This window comes from Streptomyces sp. NPDC012466, assembly GCF_042955215.1.
GTDB lineage: Bacteria > Actinomycetota > Actinomycetes > Streptomycetales > Streptomycetaceae > Streptomyces.
Map to the genome: position 1 here is coordinate 1365986 of NZ_JBIBEQ010000001.1, position 20447 is coordinate 1386432.

Sequence of the window (20447 nt, forward strand, 5' to 3'; positions counted from 1 at the left end):
GTGCAGCTACGTTACTCATAAGTAGCATGGGGCCTGAGCGCGCGCTCAGCGCATCGCAGCAGCAATGCAGATCCTGACCCTGGAGGAGAGCCATCGTGCCTCGTACCGTCAGGGACGTCGTCTTCGTCGACGGCGTCCGCACCCCGTTCGGCAAGGCGGGCCCGAAGGGCATCTACCACGAGACCCGTGCCGACGACCTCGTCGTGAAGGCGATCCGGGAGCTGCTGCGCCGCAACCCCGGACTCGACCCCAAGAAGATCGACGAGGTCGCCATCGCCGCGACCACGCAGATCGGTGACCAGGGCCTGACCATCGGCCGCACCGCCGGGATCCTCGCCGGTCTCCCGCAGTCCGTGCCGGGCTACTCCATCGACCGCATGTGCGCCGGCGCCCTGACGGCCGTCACCTCGGTCGCCGGTTCCGTCGCCTTCGGCGCCTACGACATCGCCATCGCGGGCGGTGTCGAGCACATGGGCCGCCACCCGATGGGCGAGGGCGTGGACCCGAACCCGCGGTTCGTCTCCGAGAAGCTGGTCGACGAGTCGGCCCTCTTCATGGGCATGACCGCGGAGAACCTGCACGACCGTTACCCGCAGATCACCAAGCTGCGCGCCGACGAGTACGCCGTGCGCTCCCAGGAGAAGGCCGCCAAGGCGTACGCCAACGGCAAGATCCAGGCCGACCTGGTGCCGGTCTCGGTACGCCGCACCTCCCCCGAGGCCGGTGAGACGGGCTGGGGCCTGGTCACCGCCGACGAGCCGATGCGCCCGGGCACGACCCTGGAGAACCTCTCCGGCCTGAAGACCCCGTTCCGTGTGCACGGCCGGGTCACCGCCGGTAACGCGGCCGGTCTGAACGACGGCGCCACCGCCTCGCTCATCGCCTCCGAGGACTTCGCGCGGGAGCACGACCTCCCCGTCAAGATGCGCCTGGTCTCCTACTCCTTCGCGGGCGTCGAGCCGGAGGTCATGGGCTACGGTCCGATCCCGGCGACGGAGAAGGCGCTGGCCCAGGCCGGTCTGTCGATCTCCGACATCGGCCTGTTCGAGATCAACGAGGCCTTCGCCGTCCAGGTGCTGGCCTTCCTCGACCACTACGGCATCGCCGACGACGACGAGCGCGTCAACCAGTACGGCGGCGCCATCGCCTTCGGCCACCCGCTGGCCTCCTCCGGCGTCCGTCTGATGACGCAGCTGGCGCGCCAGTTCGAGGAGCAGCCGCACGTCCGCTACGGCCTGACCACCATGTGCGTCGGCTTCGGCATGGGCGCGACGGTCATCTGGGAGAACCCGCACTTCGAGGGGGACAAGTGAGCACCACCGCCGAGCTTCTGAAGCAGGCTTCCGAACTGTTCCCGGACGAGGTCGTCACGAGTGCGCACGTACGCCACTTCGACCTCCCGCTGGGTGCCGGGCGCTTCGCCCTGATCACCCTGGACAACGGCCACGACCACACCAAGCCGACCACCTTCGGCCCGGCCTCGCTGGCGAACCTGAACACCGCCATCGACCAGGTCGAGAAGGAGGCGGCGGACGGCGAGATCATCGGCGTCGGCATCACCGGCAAGCCGTTCATCTTCGCGGTCGGCGCCGACCTCAAGGGCGTGGAGATCCTCAAGGAGTACGAGCACGCGCTCGCCATCGGCAAGGGCGGCCACGAGGTCTTCAAGCGGCTGTCGAAGCTGGCCGTGCCGACCTTCGCGTACTACAACGGCGCCGCGATGGGCGGCGGTGTCGAGGTCGGTCTGCACTGCACCTACCGCACCGTCTCCGCGGCCCTCCCGGCGTTCTCCCTGCCCGAGGTCTTCCTCGGCCTGGTGCCCGGCTGGGGCGGCTGCACGCTGCTGCCGAACCTGATCGGCCCCGAGAAGGCCGTCTCGGTGATCATCGAGAACAGCCTCAACCAGAACAAGCAGCTCAAGGGCAAGCAGGTCTACGAGCTCGGGATCGCCGACGCGATCTTCGAGGGCGCGGACTTCCTGGAGCAGTCGCTGATCTGGACCGCCGCCGTCCTCAAGGGCGAGCTGGAGATCGAGCGCCCGGTGATCGACCGCGGCGAGGGCTGGGACCAGGCCGTCGCCAAGGGCCGCTTCATCGCGGACTCCAAGGTGCACGGCGCCGCCCCGGCCGCCTACCGCGCCCTGGACATCATCGCCGCCGCCAAGAACGGCGACCTCCAGCAGGGCTACGACGCCGAGGACAAGGCGCTCGCCGACCTCATCATGGGCGGTGAACTGCGCTCCGGCATCTACGCCTTCAACCTGGTGCAGAAGCGCGGCAAGCGCCCGGCCGGTGCCCCGGACAAGTCCCTGGCCCGCCCGGTCACCAAGGTCGGCGTCGTCGGCGCCGGTCTGATGGCCTCCCAGCTGGCGCTGCTGTTCCTGCGCCGCCTGGAGGTGCCGGTCGTGCTGACCGACATCGACCAGGAGCGCGTCGACAAGGGTGTGGGCTACGTCCACGCCGAGATCGACAAGCTGCTCGGCAAGGGCCGGATCAACCAGGACAAGGCCAACCGCCTCAAGGCGCTGGTCACCGGTGTGCTGGACAAGGCCGAAGGCTTCGCGGACGCCGACTTCATCATCGAAGCGGTCTTCGAGGAGATGGGCGTCAAGCAGAAGGTGTTCGCGGAGGTCGAGGCGGTCGCCCCGGCGCACGCGATCCTCGCCACCAACACCTCCTCGCTGTCGGTGTCGGAGATGGCCTCGAAGCTGAAGCACCCCGAGCGGGTCGTCGGCTTCCACTTCTTCAACCCGGTCGCCGTCCTGCCGCTGCTGGAGATCGTCCGCGGCGAGAAGACCGACGACGCCTCCCTCGCCACGGCGTTCGGTGTCGCCAAGAAGCTGAAGAAGACCGCGGTACTCACCAAGGACGCCCCGGCGTTCGTCGTGAACCGCATCCTGACCCGCTTCATGGGCGAGATCCAGAACATCATCGACGAGGGCACCCCCGTCGAGGTCGCCGAGAAGGGCATCGAGCCGCTCGGTCTGCCGATGTCGCCGCTGGTCCTGCTGGAGCTGGTCGGCCCGGCGATCGGCCTGCACGTCTCCGAGACGCTCAACAAGGCGTTCCCGGACCGCTTCACGGTCTCCCCGAACCTCAAGGCGGTCGTCGAGGCGGGCAAGCGCGGCTTCTACGTCTACGACAGCGGCAAGCCCGAGCTGGACCCCGAGGTCGCCGCGCTGCTGAAGCAGGGCGACACCGTCCTGACGGAGGAGCAGGTCCGCGACCGCGTCCTGGACGCGGTGGCGCAGGAGATCGGCATCATGCTCGACGAGGGCGTCGTCGCCGAGGCCCAGGACATCGACCTCTGCCTCATCACGGGCGCCGGCTGGCCCTTCCACCTGGGCGGCATCACGCCGTACCTGGACCGCGAGGGTGTCTCCGAGCGCGTGAACGGCAAGAGGTTCCTGGCCCAGGGCGTCGCGAGCGTCCCGGCGTAACGCGTAACCCCTGAGGGGGGTGGGGCGTACGGTAACAATCCGTGCACCCGCCCCCCTTTGTGCATGCCGCCACGGATAGGATCCTCACACAATCCGACCATTGTTTACCCGACCCTGACGGTCTCCACCCAAGACCGCAGGGTGCCCTCGAAGGAGTCCTGCGTGGCGTCCCCTCGTCGCCGAACACCCCGACGCCGGGTCTGGCCCAAGATCAGGCTCCTGCTCCTCGTGGCGGTCGTCGCCGCCGGCGGCACGGCGCTGTACCCCGTGTGGAAGGCCGCGAACCCGGATCCGCCCGAGCTGAAGGTCCGCTACCGGACCGACACCCCGGCGACGGCCGCGGCGGCCAAGCCGTCCTTCGAGGTCTTCAACGACACGGAGACGGCAGTGCCGTTGAGCGATGTGACGCTCCGGTACTGGTTCACGGCCGACGGCGCCGCGGGCCCCTCTTCGTACGCCTTCAACTGTGTCAACGTCGTCTTCGGCTGTTCCAACGTCGCCGGTCGGATCGTCACGATGGACAAGCCCACCGACACCGCCGACCACTACCTGGAGGTCCGGTTCACGGCCGCCGCGGGCAGCCTGAAGCCCGGCGCCAACAGCAAGGGCATCGACCTCCAGCTCTTCCGCACCGACCGCAAGAAGCTGAAGCAGTCCGACGACCGCTCCTTCGACGCGGAGATGACCAGCTACAAGGCGGCGGAGAAGGTCACCGCCTACAAGCGGGGCGTCCTTGTCTGGGGCGAGGAGCCGGACGGCACCAAGGCGAGCGACGCCAAGAAGGCCACGGCGAAGGCTTCGGCGGCCGACCCGCTGCCGGCCCCTCCGGCCGGGGTGCTGTTCGACGACTTCACCTACCAGGGCCCCAAGGACCCGGCCCTGTTCAAGCACGGCTGGCTGGTCCGCACCAGCAAGGGCGGCCCGGGCGTCGACAACACCTGGTCGGCCGACGGCGTCAGCTTCCCCACCGCCGAAGGCTCGCACGCCGACGGCCAGGTGCTCAACCTGCGGGCGAGCACGGACGGTACGAAGGCCGGGACGAAGCAGGCGAGCCTCGGCACGGCCGCGAGCAAGTTCCGCGACGGCACCTACGCGGCCCGGATCCACTTCAGCGACGAGCCGGCCACGGGGGACACCGGCGACCACGTCAACCAGACCTTCTACACCATCGGCGGCACGGGCTCGACGTACAGCGAGCTGGACAACGAGTACATGCCCAACGGCGGCTGGGGCCGTCCCGGTCCCAAGCTCGACACCGTGACCTGGTTCGACCACAAGACCAACGACCGGGTCTACAAGACCACCAACAAGAGCCTCGACACCTGGCACACCGTGCTGATCAGGGTGAAGGACGGCGTCGTCGCCTACTGGCTCGACGGCAAGAAGCTCTTCCTCAGCGACGGCAAGTACACCCCGCGTGCGGACATGTCCGTGAACTTCAACCACTGGTTCATCGATCTGCCGTTCAAGGGCGACCGCGCCTGGGACATGAAGGTGGACTGGCTCTACTACAGCGCGAACGAAACCCTGTCGGCGAAGCAAGTGCAGTCCGCTGTCGAAGGCTTCACCGGCGAGGGCATGAACTACTTCGACACGGTTCGGGAGTCCCGGTGAGGAAAAGGCGGTCCGGCGCCCACAGGCACGCTGCCGAGGCAACGGAGGACAAGCCGGTGGTCAGCAGGCGTTCCGCACTGCTGATGGGCGGCACAGGAGGCGTCGCGATGGCCGGCGGCGGCGCGTGGCTGGGCAAGGTGGTGGCGCAGCCCGCCGCGGCCCCGGCCGCCGGGGCCGGCATCGGAGGCCTCACCACGCCTCCCCTCTACGCCCCCTCGGGCCGCCGCCCCAAGTACCGCCGGGCGAGCTGGTCCCAGCAGTTCCAGTCCGGCCACGGCTGGACGCCCGGGGGCACGGGCACCGCGTCGGCCGAGGCGAACGACAAGTCCGTCTTCGTCCGCGGCACCCAGTCGGTCCGGGTGACCACGAGCGGCACCGGCAAGCAGAGTTACGTCCGCAAGACGGGCATGCCGGCGATGAGCCTGACGGGCAAGATGATCCGGCTGGTCTTCCGCGTCGAGGACGTGACGAACCTGGCCAAGCTCGTCTTCTACCTGGGCAGCGGCTCCCTCGCGAACCACTTCGCCTGGACGCACCACGTCCACTCCAAGACCTCGGCCAACTACGTCCAGTCCGGTGAGTGGGTGACCGTCCACCTCCAGTGGGCGGACGTCAACGCGGCGGCCGGCACGTACTCCATCGGCGCCGACGGCAAGCCGTCCACGAAGACCGGCTTCACCGACATGTCGTTCGCCGTGTACGACGACGCGGGCGGCCCGGTGACCTACCGGCTGCAGGCCGTGGAGCTGATACCGGACACCGTCTCCGTCTTCCCCAAGGGCGTCGTCTCCATCACCTTCGACGACTCCCACAAGTCGATCCACGACCTGGCCCGGCCGGTGATGGACCGCTACGGCTTCCCCGGCACGGTCTACAACATCGCCGACGCCATCGGCACCGGCAGCTTCTTGACACTCAACCAGATGCGGTCCATGCAGGACTTCTCCGGCTGGGAGATGGGGGGCCACTCGTACGCGAACGCCGTCCACACGGCCAGCTACCCCAAGCTCACCGCCGAGCAGGCCGACGACGACTTCCGCAAGCTGCGCGAGTGGCTGGTGTCCAACGGCTTCACCAGCGAGCACTTCGCCTATCCGCACGGCGCGTTCCAGAAGACGTCCGACGGGGTGCCGGTCGACCAGATCGCGAGCCGGCACTTCACCACGGCCCGGTCGATCATCTCCGAGACCATCGAGTCCTTCGCCCCGGCGATGCCGTACCGCCTCAAGGCGCTGACGGGCATCAACGACGGCACGGGCATCGGTGGTACGGCCCTGTCGAAGCTCACGGGCGCGGGCGGCCGGCTCGACCGGTGCGTGAACAGCGGTGACTGGCTGATCCTGTGTCTGCACAAGGTCGTCGACGGCGCCCCCGCGACGAGCACCGAGATCGGCAAGGCGGGCCTGGAGACACTGATGAAGGCGATCGACGACCGGGACATCCCGGTGCTGACGGTCGAGGAGGCCATGGCCTCCTACACCTGAGGCCCGGACGCACGGCCCGGACGCACAGGAGAGGGGCGGCCCCCCGGCCGCCCCTCTCCGCGTTCTCCTGCGGCCCTACCAGCCGCCCTGCCCGTATCCCTGGCCCTGCCCCTGGCCCTGGTGCCACGAGGGGTCCTGGGGCGGATAGCCCCCCTGCTGCGGGGCGTGGCCGCCCTGGCCCGGGTACTGCTGCTGGTACGGGTCGTGGTGCCCGGGGTGCCCGCCCTGCCACTGCGGGTGCCCCGCCGGTGCCGGCGCCCCCCAGCTCACGCGCTGCTGCGGAACGGCCGCGTGCTGCTCCTCGTCGTACCCGGGGATCGGCTGCGGCTGGGAGGGGATGCCGCCCTCCGGGCGGGGCCGGGTGCGCAGCGCCACGCCCTCCAGGCGCATCAACTGGAGCGTCTCGGTGACCTTCTTGTCGGAGTACGGGTCCTCTTCCTCGAAGATCTCCGTCACATCGTTCTCGTGGTCGCCGGCCACGGACACCTCGACGCCGCCCTGGCGGGTGCCCCAACTGCCCTTGTGGAGGGTGAACAGGGCGTAGAAGCGCAGCGGGGTCAGCAGGGTCAGCTGGATCACGCCGTAGATCGGCGCGAGCAGGAACATGCCGAAGCGCTTGACGAAGCCCATGCCGCGGCGCGGGAAGTCGAGGTAGCGCACATTGCGGAGATAGCCCATGAGGACCATGAAGACCAGGTAGTCGCCGATGTGGTGGACGAACTGCTGGGGCTTCATGATGGGCAGGATGACCATCGAGTAGAACATCGCCGAGCCGAAGACCAGCCACAGCGCGAGTTCCATGCAGGTCAGCCAGAAGGCCGGGCGGTACTTCTTCTGGTGCCGGAACGCCCACAGCGACTCGCGGAAGAAGGACTTGTTCCAGCGCACCTGCTGGCGCAGGAAGTGCGGCAGCTTCTCGGGGACGGCCGTGTAGCCGACGGCGGTCTCCTGGAAGACGACCTGGCCTTCCATCAGGCAGTAGTTGGTCATGCGGCGGTCGTCGCCGAAGACGGCCGGCTTGCCCAGGAACTGCTGGTTGAGGAAGTCCGGCAGGTACTTGCGCACCAGTGTGCCGCGGTACGCGGACAGCGCGCCGCAGCAGCACAGGACCGACTTCAGCCGCGAGTAGGCGGCCCGCTCGAAGAGGAACGAGTTGCCGTAGCGCAGGTCCTGGAGGCGGGTGAAGATGTTGCTGTCGTGGTTGAGCGCCAGCACCATGCCGGTGGAGGCCATGATCTTCTCGTCGGCCAGCGGCAGCAGCAACTCGCGCACGGTGTCCCGGGAGAGCACGGTGTCCGAGTCGACGCACAGGAAGATGTCGGAGTACGGCGCGGCCTCGAAGCCCAGCGCCAGCGCCTCGCGCTTGCCCTTGTTCTCGGGCTGGACGCTGACGGTGTACTTGACGCCCTTGGCCTCGAACTCGCGGCGCATCTTCTTGGCGGCCCGGATGCCGGAGTCGTTGGCACTGGCGTCGTCGATGATGTGGATCTCGTTCGGCAGGCGGCTCTGCGCGAGAAGGCTGCGCATGCCCTGCTCGAACATCACCGGGTCCTCGTTGTAGATCGGGATGACCGCGGTGACCCAGGCGTTCTCCAGGTACTCCAGTTCCTCCCGGCCCGCTTTGGCCGGGCGGTAGAAGAGGGCGCCGAACATCTTCAGGGCCAGCAGGCCCATGGCACCCATCGAGTACAGGTGCAGGGAACCGGCGTCGAGCCGGGTGGCGATCAGCGCGGCCAGGCCCAGGAAGACGAAGTACGAGACCTTCAGGTGCCGCCGCTTGCGGTGGGCCCGTCGGCCACCGGAGTCGACGGCGCCCGGTATGTACGCGTCGTCGGCAGTCACAGCTTGACCACCCGCGGGTGGTCGGCGGATTTGCCCCGCGTGTCGAAGAGCGCCCGGGCCCGGTCGGCGAGCACGTCCAGGTCGATCTCGCGGTGCGGCTGGAGCAGGATGGTGAGGTCGGCGGCCTCGGCGGCGGCGAGGTAGTCCCCGGCCCGCTCGACGGGCTCACCGCCGACGCGCCAGTCCTCGACCCGCGGGTCGAAGTAGACGAGTTCGGCACCGCGCGCGAGGAGGGTCTCGGCGACGGCCAGCGCCGGGCTCTCCCGCTGGTCGGAGATGTCCGGCTTGTAGGTCACACCGAGCAGCAGCACGCGGGACCCGCGCACGGCCTTGCCCTGGTCGTTGAGCAGATCGGCGGCCCGGTTCACCACGTGCACGGGCATCCGCTGGTTGATCTCCTGCGCCAGTTCCACGAACCGGAACGGGATGCCCAGCGAACGCACCTTGTACGACAGGTAGTTGGGGTCGATCGGGATGCAGTGCCCGCCCACGCCGGGGCCGGGGTAGAAGGGCGCGAACCCGAACGGCTTGGTGGAGGCGCACCGGATCGCGTCCCACAGGTCGACGCCGATCTCGCGGCAGAACATCGACATCTCGTTGACGAGCGCGATGTTGACGTGCCGGTACGTGTTCTCCAGCAGCTTGGCCATCTCGGCCTCGCGGGTGCCCTTGGCCTCGACGACCCGGTTCACGAACCGCTCGTAGAGGGTGCGGGCGGCCTTGGTGCAGTCGGCCGTGATGCCGCCGACGACCTTGGGCGTGTTCTCCAGTCCGAAGGAGGCGTTGCCCGGGTCGATGCGCTCCGGGGAGAAGGCGAGGTGGAAGTCGATGCCGACGCGCAGGCCCCCGGCCTCCAGACGCGGCCGGACGACCTCGTCGGTCGTGCCCGGGTACGTCGTGGACTCCAGCACCACGAGGGTGCCGGCCGTGAGGTGGGCGGCGATGTCGTCGACGGCGGCGTGCACCGCGCCGAGGTCCGGGGCACCGTGATCGGTGAGCGGCGTGGGAACACACACCACGACCGCGGCGGCGTCCGCGATCACGTCGGCCCGGTCGACGGCCTCGAAGCCCTGGTCCAGCATGGCGCGCACTTCGGCGTCGGTGATGTCGTCGACGTGTGAACGGCCGGTGTTCAGTCCGTCAATCACCCGCCGGCTGCGGTCGAGACCGACCACCTTCAGGCCCGCGGCAGCGGCGGACCTTGCCAACGGCAGCCCCACGTAACCGAGTCCGACAACGACAAGATCCACCGTGGAGGATCTGCTCACGACATCATTCCCCAACCCCGTTGCCACGGCGTCGGCCAGACGCTGCAGCAACCGGCCCCCCGAGCAAAATCGAACAAGTCCGAGGAGGCTAACAAGACCTTCACTTTTTGACCACGTTCACCCGAGGTGCGCCTTGTCACGCACACATCTGTACAACCCTCGACACAGCTCGGGTGTCTGGAGCGTCGAGAGCCACAGAGTGACAGGTTCTGTTCCGGTTACCGGAGGGCGTCAGACCTCCCTCCAGGCCTCCAGCGCGAGCCCCGGCTCGTCCTTGCGGCGGGTGAGCAGCACGGTCCCCGCCGAGGGCGAGAGGGAGGCGGCGACGACCTCGTCGTGTTCGTCGAGCGCCACCGACACCATGGCGTCGGCGGGCAGTTGAGGGCCGGACTCGGTCCACCAGGCACCGGCCGACTCCTGCTCGGTCGGATACGCGGCGAAGGCGACCCGTCCGCTCGCCGACCGCTGCGCGAGCACGGTGCAGTCGTGCCCCTCGATCTCACACCGCACCGCGGAGACCGGGCCGGGGCCGGCGGACGCGAGGAGGGTCACCGGCTTCTCACCGGGGCGCCAGACGCACAGGTCCCCCGAGGTGTCGGTGAAGAAGAGGGTGGTGCGGTCGGCGGACGTGGCGAGCGCGCGCAGGGTCCCCGGACGGACGGAGGCGTCGACTCCCTCGGCCCGCACCGGCTTCTTCCCGTCCCCCTCCTGCCGCCAGCGCAGGATCCCGCCGGGCACGCAGGCGTACAGCTCCACGAGCCCCGACTCCCCCGTCACGGCGGCCAACTCCCCCTCGACGTCCTGCCCTCCGAGGTTCAGCCAGCCTCCCCAGCCGCCCTTGACCTTCTGGTTGCGCAGGCTCACCCCGCCGCTTCCGTTCCGGACGAAGACATAGCCGCGCCCCGCACCGTCGACCGCGACGGCCGGCGGGCCCGTCCGCTCGCCCTTCTGGTCCGGGTGCCCGATCGGGACCCAGTCCAGGGCCGCGAGCCCCGGCCGGAAGTGCGTGGAGTGCACGAGCCCGGACTCCCCCGGCACGGTGGGCCGCCAGGCGGCCAGGTGGGCGTACCCGTCGGTGCCCTGGCCGACCGCCGCACCCGGGTGCAGCCTCTGGCTGCCGCCGACGGTGCGTGGAGCGTCCTCCCAGGGGCCGGCGGGGCCCCGTTCCGCACGGCACAGGACGGCGTCGCCGGAGGGCAGGTAGACGGTGAGGCGGCCGTCGCGGCCGCGGATGAGCCAGTCGCCGTTCACCTGTTCACTTTATGCGCCCGACAGGGCCCGGTGCGCCCGCCGGCCTCTGCCTCGGGTCCGTCCGCCGTGCGACCCTGGCCACATGAACGCCAACGCGCCTGTCCTCGTCGTCGTCGACGCCGCGAACGTCGTCGGATCGGTGCCGGACGGGTGGTGGCGGGACCGTCGGGGCGCGGCGGAACGGCTGCGTGACCGGCTGGCGTCGAAGGGGGTTCCCGCCGTCCCCGGCCCGGCGGAGATCGTCCTGGTGGTGGAGGGGGCGGCGCGGGGGGTGGAGTCCGTGCCGGGGGTGCGGGTGTCGTCGGCGCCGGGCGAGGGGGACGACCACATCGTCGAGGTGGTGGCGTCGGCCGGTGACCGGTCCGTCCTGGTGATCACGGCGGACCGGGAGCTGCGCAGGCGGGTCGGGGAACTGGGGGCGGAGGTGGCGGGGCCGCGGTCCGTCCGACCGTAGGTGCGGTACGCCGAGGCCGGGGCCGGGCGGGTCCGCACCCCGGCGCAGCGGGGTGCCGCCTGCCCCTCCGTGCCGCCCCGGGCGGCCCGCGCGCCCGCGGGCCGAGCGGATCCGTACCCGCGGACGCGAGAAGGGGGCGGGTCGGGGGTGTCCGCCCGCACCGGTCGGCGCGTCAGCGGGGAGTGAGTCGGTACGCCCCCCGCGCCGTTCCGACGACGGCCCCCCGACGCGCCCCCGGCCCGACACCCGGCGCCGGGCGCGCAGCACGGCCCGCATCGAGCGACCGGGGCCCCGGCCGCCTTACGGCGTGCCGCCGCCCACGCTCGGCTGTTCCTCCCCCGCCTCGCGGCGGGCGAGGCGGCTGTGGCTGCGGCCGTACAGGAAGTAGACGAGGAAGCCGGCGGCCATCCAGATGCCGAAGCGGACCCACGTCTCGGCGGGAAGGTTGATCATCAGCCACAGCGAGGCGCACACCGACAGGATCGGGATGACCGGCACCCACGGGGTGCGGAAGGACCGGGGCAGGTCGGGGCGCCTCTTGCGGAGGATGATCACGCCGATGGCGACCACCACGAAGGCGAACAGCGTTCCGATGTTGACCAGCGCGGCCAGCTCCGTCAACGGCGTGAACCCGGCGAGGACGGCGATGACCACGCCGAGCAGGATCGTCGGCCGGTGCGGTGTCTTGAACCGCGGGTGGACGTGCGAGAAGAACCGTGGCAGCAGGCCGTCGCGGCTCATCGCGAAGAACACACGCGTCTGACCGAGCAGCAGGATCATGCACACCGTCGTCAGGCCGACCGCGGCGCCGAAGCTGATGAAGCCCGCGTACCACGGATGTCCGGTGGCCTTGAAGGCATCGGCGAGGGGGGCGTCGACGGACAGTTTGGAGTAGTGCTGCATGCCGGTGACGACGATCGACACGAGGACGTACAGCGTGGTGCAGATGACGAGGGAGCCGAGGATGCCGCGCGGCATGTCGCGCTGCGGGTTCTTGGTCTCCTCCGCGGCCGTGGCCACGACGTCGAAGCCGATGAAGGCGAAGAACACGACCGAGGCGGCGGTGAAGATGCCCATCACGCCGAAGTTGGAGGGTGCCCAGCCGAACATGAGCTGGATCAGAGGGGAGTCGAGACTCGCCCCTGCCTCCACGGGCTGCTCCTTGGGGATGAACGGGTCGTAGTTGTCGCCCTTGATGAGGAACGCGCCCGCGATGATCACGACGAGGACGACCGTCACCTTGATGGCGACGACGATCGACGTGATCCGCGCGGACAGCTTCATGCCGACCACGAGGATGCCGGTGAGGACGAGGACGAGCGCGGCGGCGAGGATGTCGAAGCCGAAGCCCTCGGCGCCCTCGCGGCTGCCGAGGGCCGCCGGCATGTTCCAGCCCGCGTTGTCCATGAGCGACTGGATGTAGCCGGACCAGCCGACGGCCACCACCGCCGTACCGAGTGCGAACTCCAGGACCAGGTCCCAGCCGATGATCCAGGCGGGCAGTTCACCGAGGGAGGCGTACGAGAACGTGTAGGCGGACCCGGCGACCGGGACCGTGGACGCGAACTCGGCGTAACAGAGGGCGGCCAGGGCGCAGGCGACGCCGGCCGCCACGAACGCCAGAGCCGTGGCCGGCCCGGCGTTGTTCTTGGCGACCGTGCCGGTGAGAACGAAGATGCCGGTACCGATGATCACACCGACGCCGAAGACGGTCAGATCCAGCGCGGACAAGGACTTCTTGAGCGCGTGTTCTGGCTCCTCGGTGTCGAGGATGGACTGCTCGACCTTCTTCGTCCGGAAGAGGGTACTGCTCACGGGGTTACCTCCCACGCTCGTCGTCCTCGACATGATCGAGAGGTGGCACCATCCGTATGCCCCGGCACGGGCGAATTCACGCCAATGGGCCGGTTCCACCACCCTCATGGTGGGGAAACCGGCCCATCCTGTACCCGTTCGGCCGTATCGGCCCCGTCGGCCGCGTCAGTCGCGCGCACTCTCCACGGCGTCCGCGGCGCTGCGACCGGTGGGGAGTCCGTCCAGCTTGGCGACCAGGCCGGTCACCTGCCGGGCGATGTCCGGCGCGGTCAGACCGATCTCGGCCAGGACCTCGGCGCGGGAGGCGTGGTCGAGGAAGCGCGGCGGGATGCCGAAGTCCCGCAGCGGCACGTCCACCCCCGCGTCGCGCAGCGCCTGGGCGATCGTCGAGCCGACGCCGCCGACCCGGCTGTTGTCCTCGACGGTGACGACCACGCGGTGCTGTTCGGCGAGCGGGGCCATGGCCTCGTCGACGGGTTTGACCCAGCGCGGGTCGACGACGGTCGTGGAGATGCCCTGCTTGTCGAGCAGAGCGGCGATCTCCAGGCACATCGGCGCGAGGGCGCCGACGGAGACCAGCAGCACGTCCGGCCGGTCGGTGCCGGGCTCGCGCAGGACGTCCATGCCGCCGACGCGCCGCACGGCGGGCACGGCGGGGCCGACGGCGCCCTTGGAGAAGCGGACCACGGTCGGCGCGTCGTCGACGGCGACGGCCTCGCGCAGTTGGGCGCGCACCTGGTCGGCGTCGCGCGGCGCGGCCAGGCGCAGCCCCGGGACGACCTGAAGGATCGACATGTCCCACATGCCGTTGTGGGAGGCCCCGTCGGTGCCGGTGACGCCGGCCCGGTCCAGCACGAAGGTGACGCCGCACTTGTGCAGGGCCACGTCCATCAGCACCTGGTCGAACGCGCGGTTGAGGAACGTGGCGTACACGGCGAACACCGGGTGCACGCCGCCCGTGGCCAGACCGGCCGCGGAGACGGCGCCGTGCTGCTCGGCGATGCCGACGTCGTAGACGCGCTTGGGGAAGCGCTTGGCGAACTTGTCCAGGCCCACCGGCTGGAGCATGGCGGCCGTGATGGCGACGATGTCCTCGCGCTCCTCGCCGAGCTTGACCATCTCCTCGCCGAAGACGGACGTCCAGTCGGCGCCGGAACTGGCGATCGGCAGGCCCGTGTCGGGGTGGATCTTGCCGACGGCGTGGAAGCGGTCCGCCTCGTCCTGGAGGGCGGGCTGGTAGCCGCGGCCCTTCTCGGTGAGGCAGTGCACGATGACCGGCCCGCCGAACCGCTTGGCCTTGGCGAGCGCCGACTCCAGGGCCTCCAGGTCGTGCCCGTCGATCGGCCCGACGTACTTCAGGCCGAGGTCCTCGAACATGCCCTGCGGGGCGATGAAGTCCTTCAGCCCCTTCTTGGCGCCGTGCAGGGTGTCGTAGAGCGGCCGTCCGACGACGGGCGTGCGCTCCAGGACCTCCTTGGTGCGGGCGAGGAAGCGCTCGTAGCCGTCGGTGGTGCGCAGGGTCGCCAGGTGGTTGGCGAGGCCGCCGATGGTCGGCGCGTAGGAGCGCTCGTTGTCGTTGACGACGATGACGAGCGGGCGGTCCTTGGCGTCGGCGATGTTGTTCAGCGCCTCCCAGGCCATGCCGCCGGTCAGCGCACCGTCACCGATCACGGCCACGACGTGGTCGTCGCGCTCCAGGATCTGGTTGGCCTTGGCGATGCCGTCGGCCCAGCCGAGGACGGTCGAGGCGTGCGAGTTCTCGATGACGTCGTGCTCGGACTCGGCCTGCGAGGGGTAGCCCGACAGGCCGCCCTTCATCTTCAGCTTCGAGAAGTCCTGGCGGCCGGTGAGCAGTTTGTGGACGTAGGACTGGTGGCCGGTGTCCCAGAGCACCTTGTCCTTGGGCGAGTCGAAGACCCGGTGCAGGGCGATGGTGAGCTCCACCACGCCGAGGTTGGGGCCGAGGTGTCCGCCGGTCTTGGAGACCGCTTCGACGAGGAAGCTGCGGATCTCCTCCGCCAGCTGGTTCAGCTCCTCCAGGTTGAGCCGGTCCAGATCGCGCGGTCCCCTGATACGGGTCAGCAGCGGCACCCGTGCCTCCTTGCAGTAGAGCTGTTGCCGGGCTTGTCGAGTCTAATGTTCCGCCCTTGCGGGCGGCGCCGAGGCTGTGCGTCGTACGTCACGCGTTCGGCTCTACCCATGGTGCGCCACACCTACGACACGGCTGTGCCCGGTACCTGGGAGGTACCGGGCACAGGGGTGTTCCCGGGCGCTACGCGCGCCCTGCGGTCTTCTGCGTCTTACGGGTGACGGCGTCGATGACGACCGTGGCCAACAGCACACCACCGGTGATCATGTACTGCACCGGGGAGGCGATGCCCTCCAGGGCGAGGCCGTACTGGATCGACACAATCACCAGGACACCGAGCAGCGCGTTCCAGGTGCGTCCCCGGCCACCGAAGAGCGACGTGCCGCCGATGACCGCCGCGGCGATCGCGTTCATCAGCAGGTCACCGCCACCGGCTCCCTGGTTGGCAGCGGCGATCTTCGAGGCGATGAACAGACCGCCCACCGCGGCGAAGGTGCCGGAGATCGCGAACACCGAGATCCGGACCATCTCCACGTTGATGCCGGCCCGGCGGGACGCCTCAACGCTGCCGCCGAGCGCGAACACCTTCCGGCCGTAGGACGTGCGGCGCAGCACGAAGTCCGTGACCAGCAGCACCACGATGAAGATCACCACGGCGAGCGGCAGGCCCTTGTACTGGTTGAAGACGATGGCCACGGTGAAGGCGAGCACCGCCAGCAGCACCGTCCGCACGACGGTCTCGCTCAGCGGCCGCGACGGCACGCCCGCGGCCTCGCGGCGCCGGTTGCCGAGGAAGGAGCTGACGAAGAAGCCGGCGGTCACCACCGCGGCCAGCGCGTACGCGGCGGCCACGTCGGAGAAGTAGTAGCTGGTCAGCTGGGCCACGACCCCGTCCGGGTCGAGGTTGATGGTGCCGTTGTCGCCGAGGATCTGGAGCATGAAGCCGTTCCAGAACAGCAGACCGGCGAGCGTGACGGCGAAGGCGGGAACGCCGATCTTCGCGAAGAAGAAGCCGTGCAGCACGCCGGCGACCGTGCCGGTGAGGATGGCCAGCACGAAGGCGAGCCACTCGTTCATGCCGTTGGTGACGTTCAGCACCGCGAACGAAGCACCCGCCACACCGGACACCGAGCCGACCGACAGGTCGATCTCGCCGAGCAGCAGCACGAACACGATGCCGACGGCGATCATGCCCGTGCCGACCATGGCGACGGACATGTCGGACAGGTTGCCCGCGGTGAGGAAGTTGGAGTTCAGGCTCGTGAAGATGAGCCAGATGATGGCCAGGCCGATGACGACCGGGATGGAGCCCAGGTCGCCGGACTTCATCTTCCGCTTGAACTCGCTGACGTAGCCCTTGAGGCCCTGCTCGCGCACCAGCAGCCGGGGGTCCACGACCGTGACGGCGGCCTTGGCCGCCTCGGGGTTCTCCACGACGTGCTCGTCCGGAGCCGCGGAGGTCTTGTCGATGCTCACTTGGAACCCTCCCCGTTCGTGCGCGCCGCACGGCGGGTCACGGCGTTGTCGGTGGCGCCGGTGATGGCGGAGATGATCTCTTCCTGCGAGGTCGACTTGACCTCGAAGACGCCGTTGTTGCGCCCGAGGCGCAGGACGGCGACCTTGTCCGCGACGGCCTTCACATCGGCCATGTTGTGGCTGATGAGGATCACGGCGTGGCCGCGCTCGCGCAGCCGCTCGACCAGGTCGAGGACCTGCGCGGTCTGCTCGACGCCGAGGGCCGCGGTGGGCTCGTCGAGGATGACCAGCTTGGGCTCGCCGAGCATGGAACGGGCGATGGCCACGGTCTGGCGCTGTCCGCCGGAGAGCGAGGCGATCGGGATGCGCACGCTGGGGATGCGGATCGACAGCGTGTCGAGCAGCTCGCGGGAGCGGCGTTCCATCTCCACCTCGTCCAGGACGCCGCGCTTGCGGATCTCCCGGCCCAGGTAGAGGTTGCCGACGACGTCGATGTTGTCGCAGAGCGCGAGGTCCTGGTAGACGGTCGCGATGCCCAGGTTCTGGGCGTCGTGCGGCTTGCTGATCTGGACGGACCTGCCGTCCCATTCGATGACACCCTCATCGATGGGGTGCACGCCGGCGATCGTCTTGACCAGCGTGGACTTTCCGGCTCCGTTGTCGCCGACCAGGGCGACCACTTCACCGGCGTGGACCTCAAGCTCTACGTCGGTGAGCGCCTGAACGGCACCGAACCGCTTGGAGACCCCGCGCAACGCCAGCACGGGCGTAGCGGACACGTAAACCATCTCCTTCGCCGCCTGACCCGGCGGGAGGTTGTGCAGAAGTGTGGGTGGAGTGATCCGTCCGGCGCCCCGCGGAGCTTGCGGGGCTGGTAGGGCGGGGCGCCGGAGGAACTCGGGGGGCAGCCGGTCCCCGCACGGGAGTCACGGGAGCCGTCGGGCTCCCGTGCCCCTCAGGGGACCTGGCGGCTGCTTACTTGAGGCCGATCTTGTCGCAGGCGGCCTTGTACTTGCCCGCGCAGATCTCGTTGACGGTGTAGATGCCGTCCTTGATGACCGTGTCGTTGATGTTGTCCTTCGTCAGCGAGACGACCGGGACGAGGACGGAGGGGATGGCCTTGGTGGTCGGGCTGTCGACCTTGTCCTTGGCGATCGAGTCGAGCGACTTGCCCTGGGCGAGGGCGACGGCCATCTCGGCCGCGACGTCCGCCTCCTGCGGGTAGGGCTTGTAGACGCTCATGTACTGCTCACCGGTGACGATGCGCTGCACACCCGCGAGCTCGGCGTCCTGGCCGGTGACCGGGATGTCGGCGATGCCGGCGGCCTTCAGGGCGGTGATGATGCCGCCCGCCATGCCGTCGTTGGCGGAGTAGACGCCGACGATCTTGTCCTTGCCGAGGGCGGAGATGGCGCCCTCCATGTTGGAGTTGGCGTTCTCCGGCTTCCACTCCTTGGTGTCGTACTCGCGGCCGATCTTGACCTTGCCGTCGAGCACGGAGTGCGCGCCCTTCTTGAACTGGGCGGCGTTGGGGTCGGTGGAGGAACCGTTCATCATGACGATCTGGCCGTCCTTGGCCTTGTCGCCCAGCGCCTTCAGCAGGGCCTCACCCTGGGTCTTGCCGACCGTCTCGTTGTCGAACGAGGTGTAGGCGTCGATCGGGCCCTCGGCCAGGCGGTCGTAGGCGACGACCGGGATGCCCGCGTCCTTGGCCTTCTTCACCGAGCCGGCGATGGCCTTGGAGTCCACCGCGTCCACGATCAGCACGTCGACCTTGTTGGTCACCATGGTGTCGACCTGCTGGTTCTGCGTGCTGGCGTCCTGCTTGGCGTTGGCGTAGACGACCTCACCCTTGTCGTTGGTGAGTTCCTTGACCTTCTTCTCGATGAGCGGCCGGTCGAACTTCTCGTAACGGGCGGTCGCGTTCTCGGGAAGGAGCAGGCCGACCTTGATGTCGTCGCCCTTCTTGGCGGACCCCGTGGAGTCGGCGTTGTCGCCCGACTCCTTGGCGCTGCCACAGGCAGCAAGCGAAACAGCCATCGCACCGGCGGCAATAGCGACAGCGGCGCGACGCATACGCGTGTTCACTTCAGAAACCTCCCTGACGAGGCCGCGACATTGCGGCCGAGGTGGCTGGAAGTCAACTCGGCCGCACGTGCGACGTCAAGAAGTAAATCCTTAACGAGATGGCAACGGTGCCATCCGTTCTCTAAGTGAAGGCAGGGGTAGCGGCCTTCAGCGGTCCCGTGGCAGTCCCGTCCAAAAGGGTCGAATCGCCCATCTCGCTGAGAGCGAGAGCGAGCGCTCCGAGCACCTCCGCACGGCCGCCGAGGGCACCGGGGAGAACGGACAACTGGCGTGCCGCGCTGGGGATCGCGTAGCGGCCGACGGACTCCCGGATCGGCCCGAGCACCAGCTCACCGGCCTCGGCGAGATCACCGCCGAGGACCACCCGGCTCGGGTTCAGCAGGTTGCAGAGATTGGCCACTCCACTTCCGATGTGGCGGCCGACGTCGGCGATCACCCGACGACAGCCCGGGTCTCCGTCCCGGGCGAGCCGCACGACGCCCTCCATGGTCAGATCGGTGCCGTGGCTGGACTGGAGGAGCGGGAGCACGTACCGCGCGGCCGCGAAGGTCTCCAGGCAGCCGCGGTTGCCGCAACGGCAGACCGGGCCGGATTCATCGAGTGTAATATGTCCGATTTCTCCAGCGGTGCCGCCGGGGCCGCGATAGATCTTGCCGTCGATCACCAGGCCGGCGCCGACACCGCTCGCGACCTTGATGTATGCCAGGTCGCGGACGCCTCGGCCGCTGCCCCAGACCATTTCGCCGAGGGCGCCGAGGTTGGCGTCGTTGTCCACGTGCACGGGGACACCGAGGCGGCCGCGCAGTTCCTCGGCCGGCTTGGTGCCGGTCCAGCCGGGGAGGATGGCGGTCGAGCCGAGGGTGCCGGACTCGACGTCGATGGGACCCGGGACGCCGAGACCGACTCCGGCGATCTTGGAGCGGTCGACGCCGGTGGCTTCGACCAGGCGGGTGACCAGCTGTTCCGCCCGGTCGAAGCCCTGGGTGGACGAGGCGTCCACGTCCAGCGGCTCGGACTCCTCGGCGAGGACCTGGTGAGCGAGGTTGCCGATGGCGACGCGCAGGTGGGTGTGGCCGAAGTCGACACCTATGACGATGCCGGCGTCGCCGCTCAGCGACACGCTGCGGGCCCTGCGGCCGCCGGCGGAGGTCGGAGTGACCTCGACCGTGCCGCCGTCCTTCAACTCCCGGACGATATTGGAGACCGTCGCCGCGGACAGACCTGTCGTCCGCGCGATCTCGGCCTGGGTGAGGGAGCCCGCCAGGCGCACGGCTCGTACGACCCGCTCCAGGTTGGCTCGGTGCAGCGACGACTGCGACCCCGGAGTCTCCACGACGACCTCCTGCGCACGGGGCCGCTTCGATGAGACCCCGTCTATGTCCAACTAGTGAACTCTAAGCTGAGCCGTTCGGGTTGCCTCCCGTCAAGAGGTTGAACTGATTCCGGGCGGTGTACGGGTCGTCGCGGAGCGCTACGTGATAGTTCGCGCTTTCTGTCGGCCGAGGTGGGCGGGGTGCGGGCCGTCGTCCGCCGGGGGTGGGCCGCGGCCGCGCCGGGGGTGTTCGTCCTCGGGCCGGGGCGCCGACGCGGTCGGCGAGACGGTCGACGAACGGCGCGATGGGGGCCG

At 69.4% G+C, this 20447-nt stretch carries 14 protein-coding genes; 5 read left to right on the forward strand and 9 right to left on the reverse strand.

Annotated features, from left to right (window positions below):
• The first annotated feature begins 95 nt into the window (after positions 1-95).
• The 4 genes from ACFY9E_RS06125 to ACFY9E_RS06140 all read left to right on the forward strand — a co-directional run bounded on the left by ACFY9E_RS06125 (position 96) and on the right by ACFY9E_RS06140 (position 6537).
• Positions 96-1313 carry a thiolase family protein gene (locus ACFY9E_RS06125; protein ID WP_381427908.1) on the forward strand — a complete coding sequence of 406 codons (1218 nt, stop codon included), beginning with the start codon at positions 96-98 and terminating at the stop codon, positions 1311-1313.
• Positions 1310-3439: a 3-hydroxyacyl-CoA dehydrogenase NAD-binding domain-containing protein gene (locus ACFY9E_RS06130; protein ID WP_390979760.1), complete on the forward strand. Its 2130-nt coding sequence runs from the start codon at positions 1310-1312 to the stop codon at positions 3437-3439. The genes ACFY9E_RS06125 and ACFY9E_RS06130 overlap by 4 nt, the downstream gene beginning before the upstream one ends.
• Positions 3440-3601: 162 nt before the next feature.
• Positions 3602-5053: a cellulose binding domain-containing protein gene (locus ACFY9E_RS06135; protein WP_390979762.1), complete on the forward strand. Its 1452-nt coding sequence runs from the start codon at positions 3602-3604 to the stop codon at positions 5051-5053.
• A 56-nt stretch (positions 5054-5109) separates the two neighbouring features.
• On the forward strand, positions 5110-6537 hold the full coding sequence (locus tag ACFY9E_RS06140; RefSeq protein WP_390979764.1) for a polysaccharide deacetylase family protein: 1428 nt from the start codon (positions 5110-5112) through the stop codon (positions 6535-6537).
• A 75-nt stretch (positions 6538-6612) separates the two neighbouring features.
• Here the strand turns inward: ACFY9E_RS06140 and ACFY9E_RS06145 are convergent, their stop codons facing one another.
• From ACFY9E_RS06145 to ACFY9E_RS06155, 3 genes are all read right to left on the reverse strand, one after another.
• Positions 6613-8379, reverse strand: a complete 1767-nt coding sequence (locus tag ACFY9E_RS06145; protein ID WP_390979766.1) for a glycosyltransferase — start codon at positions 8377-8379, stop codon at positions 6613-6615.
• Positions 8376-9647 (reverse strand): nucleotide sugar dehydrogenase, encoded by a 1272-nt coding sequence (locus ACFY9E_RS06150; RefSeq protein WP_390979768.1) that lies wholly within the window; start codon positions 9645-9647, stop codon positions 8376-8378. The genes ACFY9E_RS06145 and ACFY9E_RS06150 overlap by 4 nt, the downstream gene beginning before the upstream one ends.
• A gap of 231 nt (positions 9648-9878) precedes the next feature.
• Positions 9879-10898 carry a hypothetical protein gene (locus ACFY9E_RS06155; RefSeq protein WP_390979770.1) on the reverse strand — a complete coding sequence of 340 codons (1020 nt, stop codon included), beginning with the start codon at positions 10896-10898 and terminating at the stop codon, positions 9879-9881.
• Between the two features lie 82 nt (positions 10899-10980).
• Here ACFY9E_RS06155 and ACFY9E_RS06160 point away from each other — a divergent pair, with 82 nt between their 5' ends.
• Entirely contained in the window at positions 10981-11352 is a 372-nt protein-coding gene (locus ACFY9E_RS06160; protein WP_390979772.1) for an NTP pyrophosphohydrolase, read from the forward strand.
• 300 nt (positions 11353-11652) lie between these two features.
• Here ACFY9E_RS06160 and ACFY9E_RS06165 read toward each other — a convergent pair whose 3' ends face one another.
• The 6 genes from ACFY9E_RS06165 to ACFY9E_RS06190 all read right to left on the reverse strand — a co-directional run bounded on the left by ACFY9E_RS06165 (position 11653) and on the right by ACFY9E_RS06190 (position 20153).
• The gene (locus ACFY9E_RS06165; RefSeq protein WP_390979774.1) at positions 11653-13167 is read right to left on the reverse strand and encodes an amino acid permease; all 1515 of its coding nucleotides are present in this window, start codon (positions 13165-13167) and stop codon (positions 11653-11655) included.
• Between the two features lie 165 nt (positions 13168-13332).
• Positions 13333-15258, reverse strand: coding sequence for a 1-deoxy-D-xylulose-5-phosphate synthase (gene dxs / locus ACFY9E_RS06170; protein WP_390979776.1), 1926 nt, complete (start codon positions 15256-15258; stop codon positions 13333-13335).
• Between the two features lie 181 nt (positions 15259-15439).
• On the reverse strand, positions 15440-16732 hold the full coding sequence (locus ACFY9E_RS06175; RefSeq protein WP_390979778.1) for a sugar ABC transporter permease: 1293 nt from the start codon (positions 16730-16732) through the stop codon (positions 15440-15442).
• Positions 16729-17520 carry an ATP-binding cassette domain-containing protein gene (locus ACFY9E_RS06180; protein ID WP_390979780.1) on the reverse strand — a complete coding sequence of 264 codons (792 nt, stop codon included), beginning with the start codon at positions 17518-17520 and terminating at the stop codon, positions 16729-16731. The genes ACFY9E_RS06175 and ACFY9E_RS06180 overlap by 4 nt, the downstream gene beginning before the upstream one ends.
• Positions 17521-17707: 187 nt before the next feature.
• A complete protein-coding gene (locus ACFY9E_RS06185) occupies positions 17708-18808 on the reverse strand; it encodes a substrate-binding domain-containing protein (RefSeq protein WP_390980318.1) in 1101 nt (366 codons plus the stop codon).
• A gap of 133 nt (positions 18809-18941) precedes the next feature.
• Positions 18942-20153, reverse strand: a complete 1212-nt coding sequence (locus tag ACFY9E_RS06190; protein WP_390979782.1) for an ROK family protein — start codon at positions 20151-20153, stop codon at positions 18942-18944.
• Positions 20154-20447: the final 294 nt, after the last annotated feature.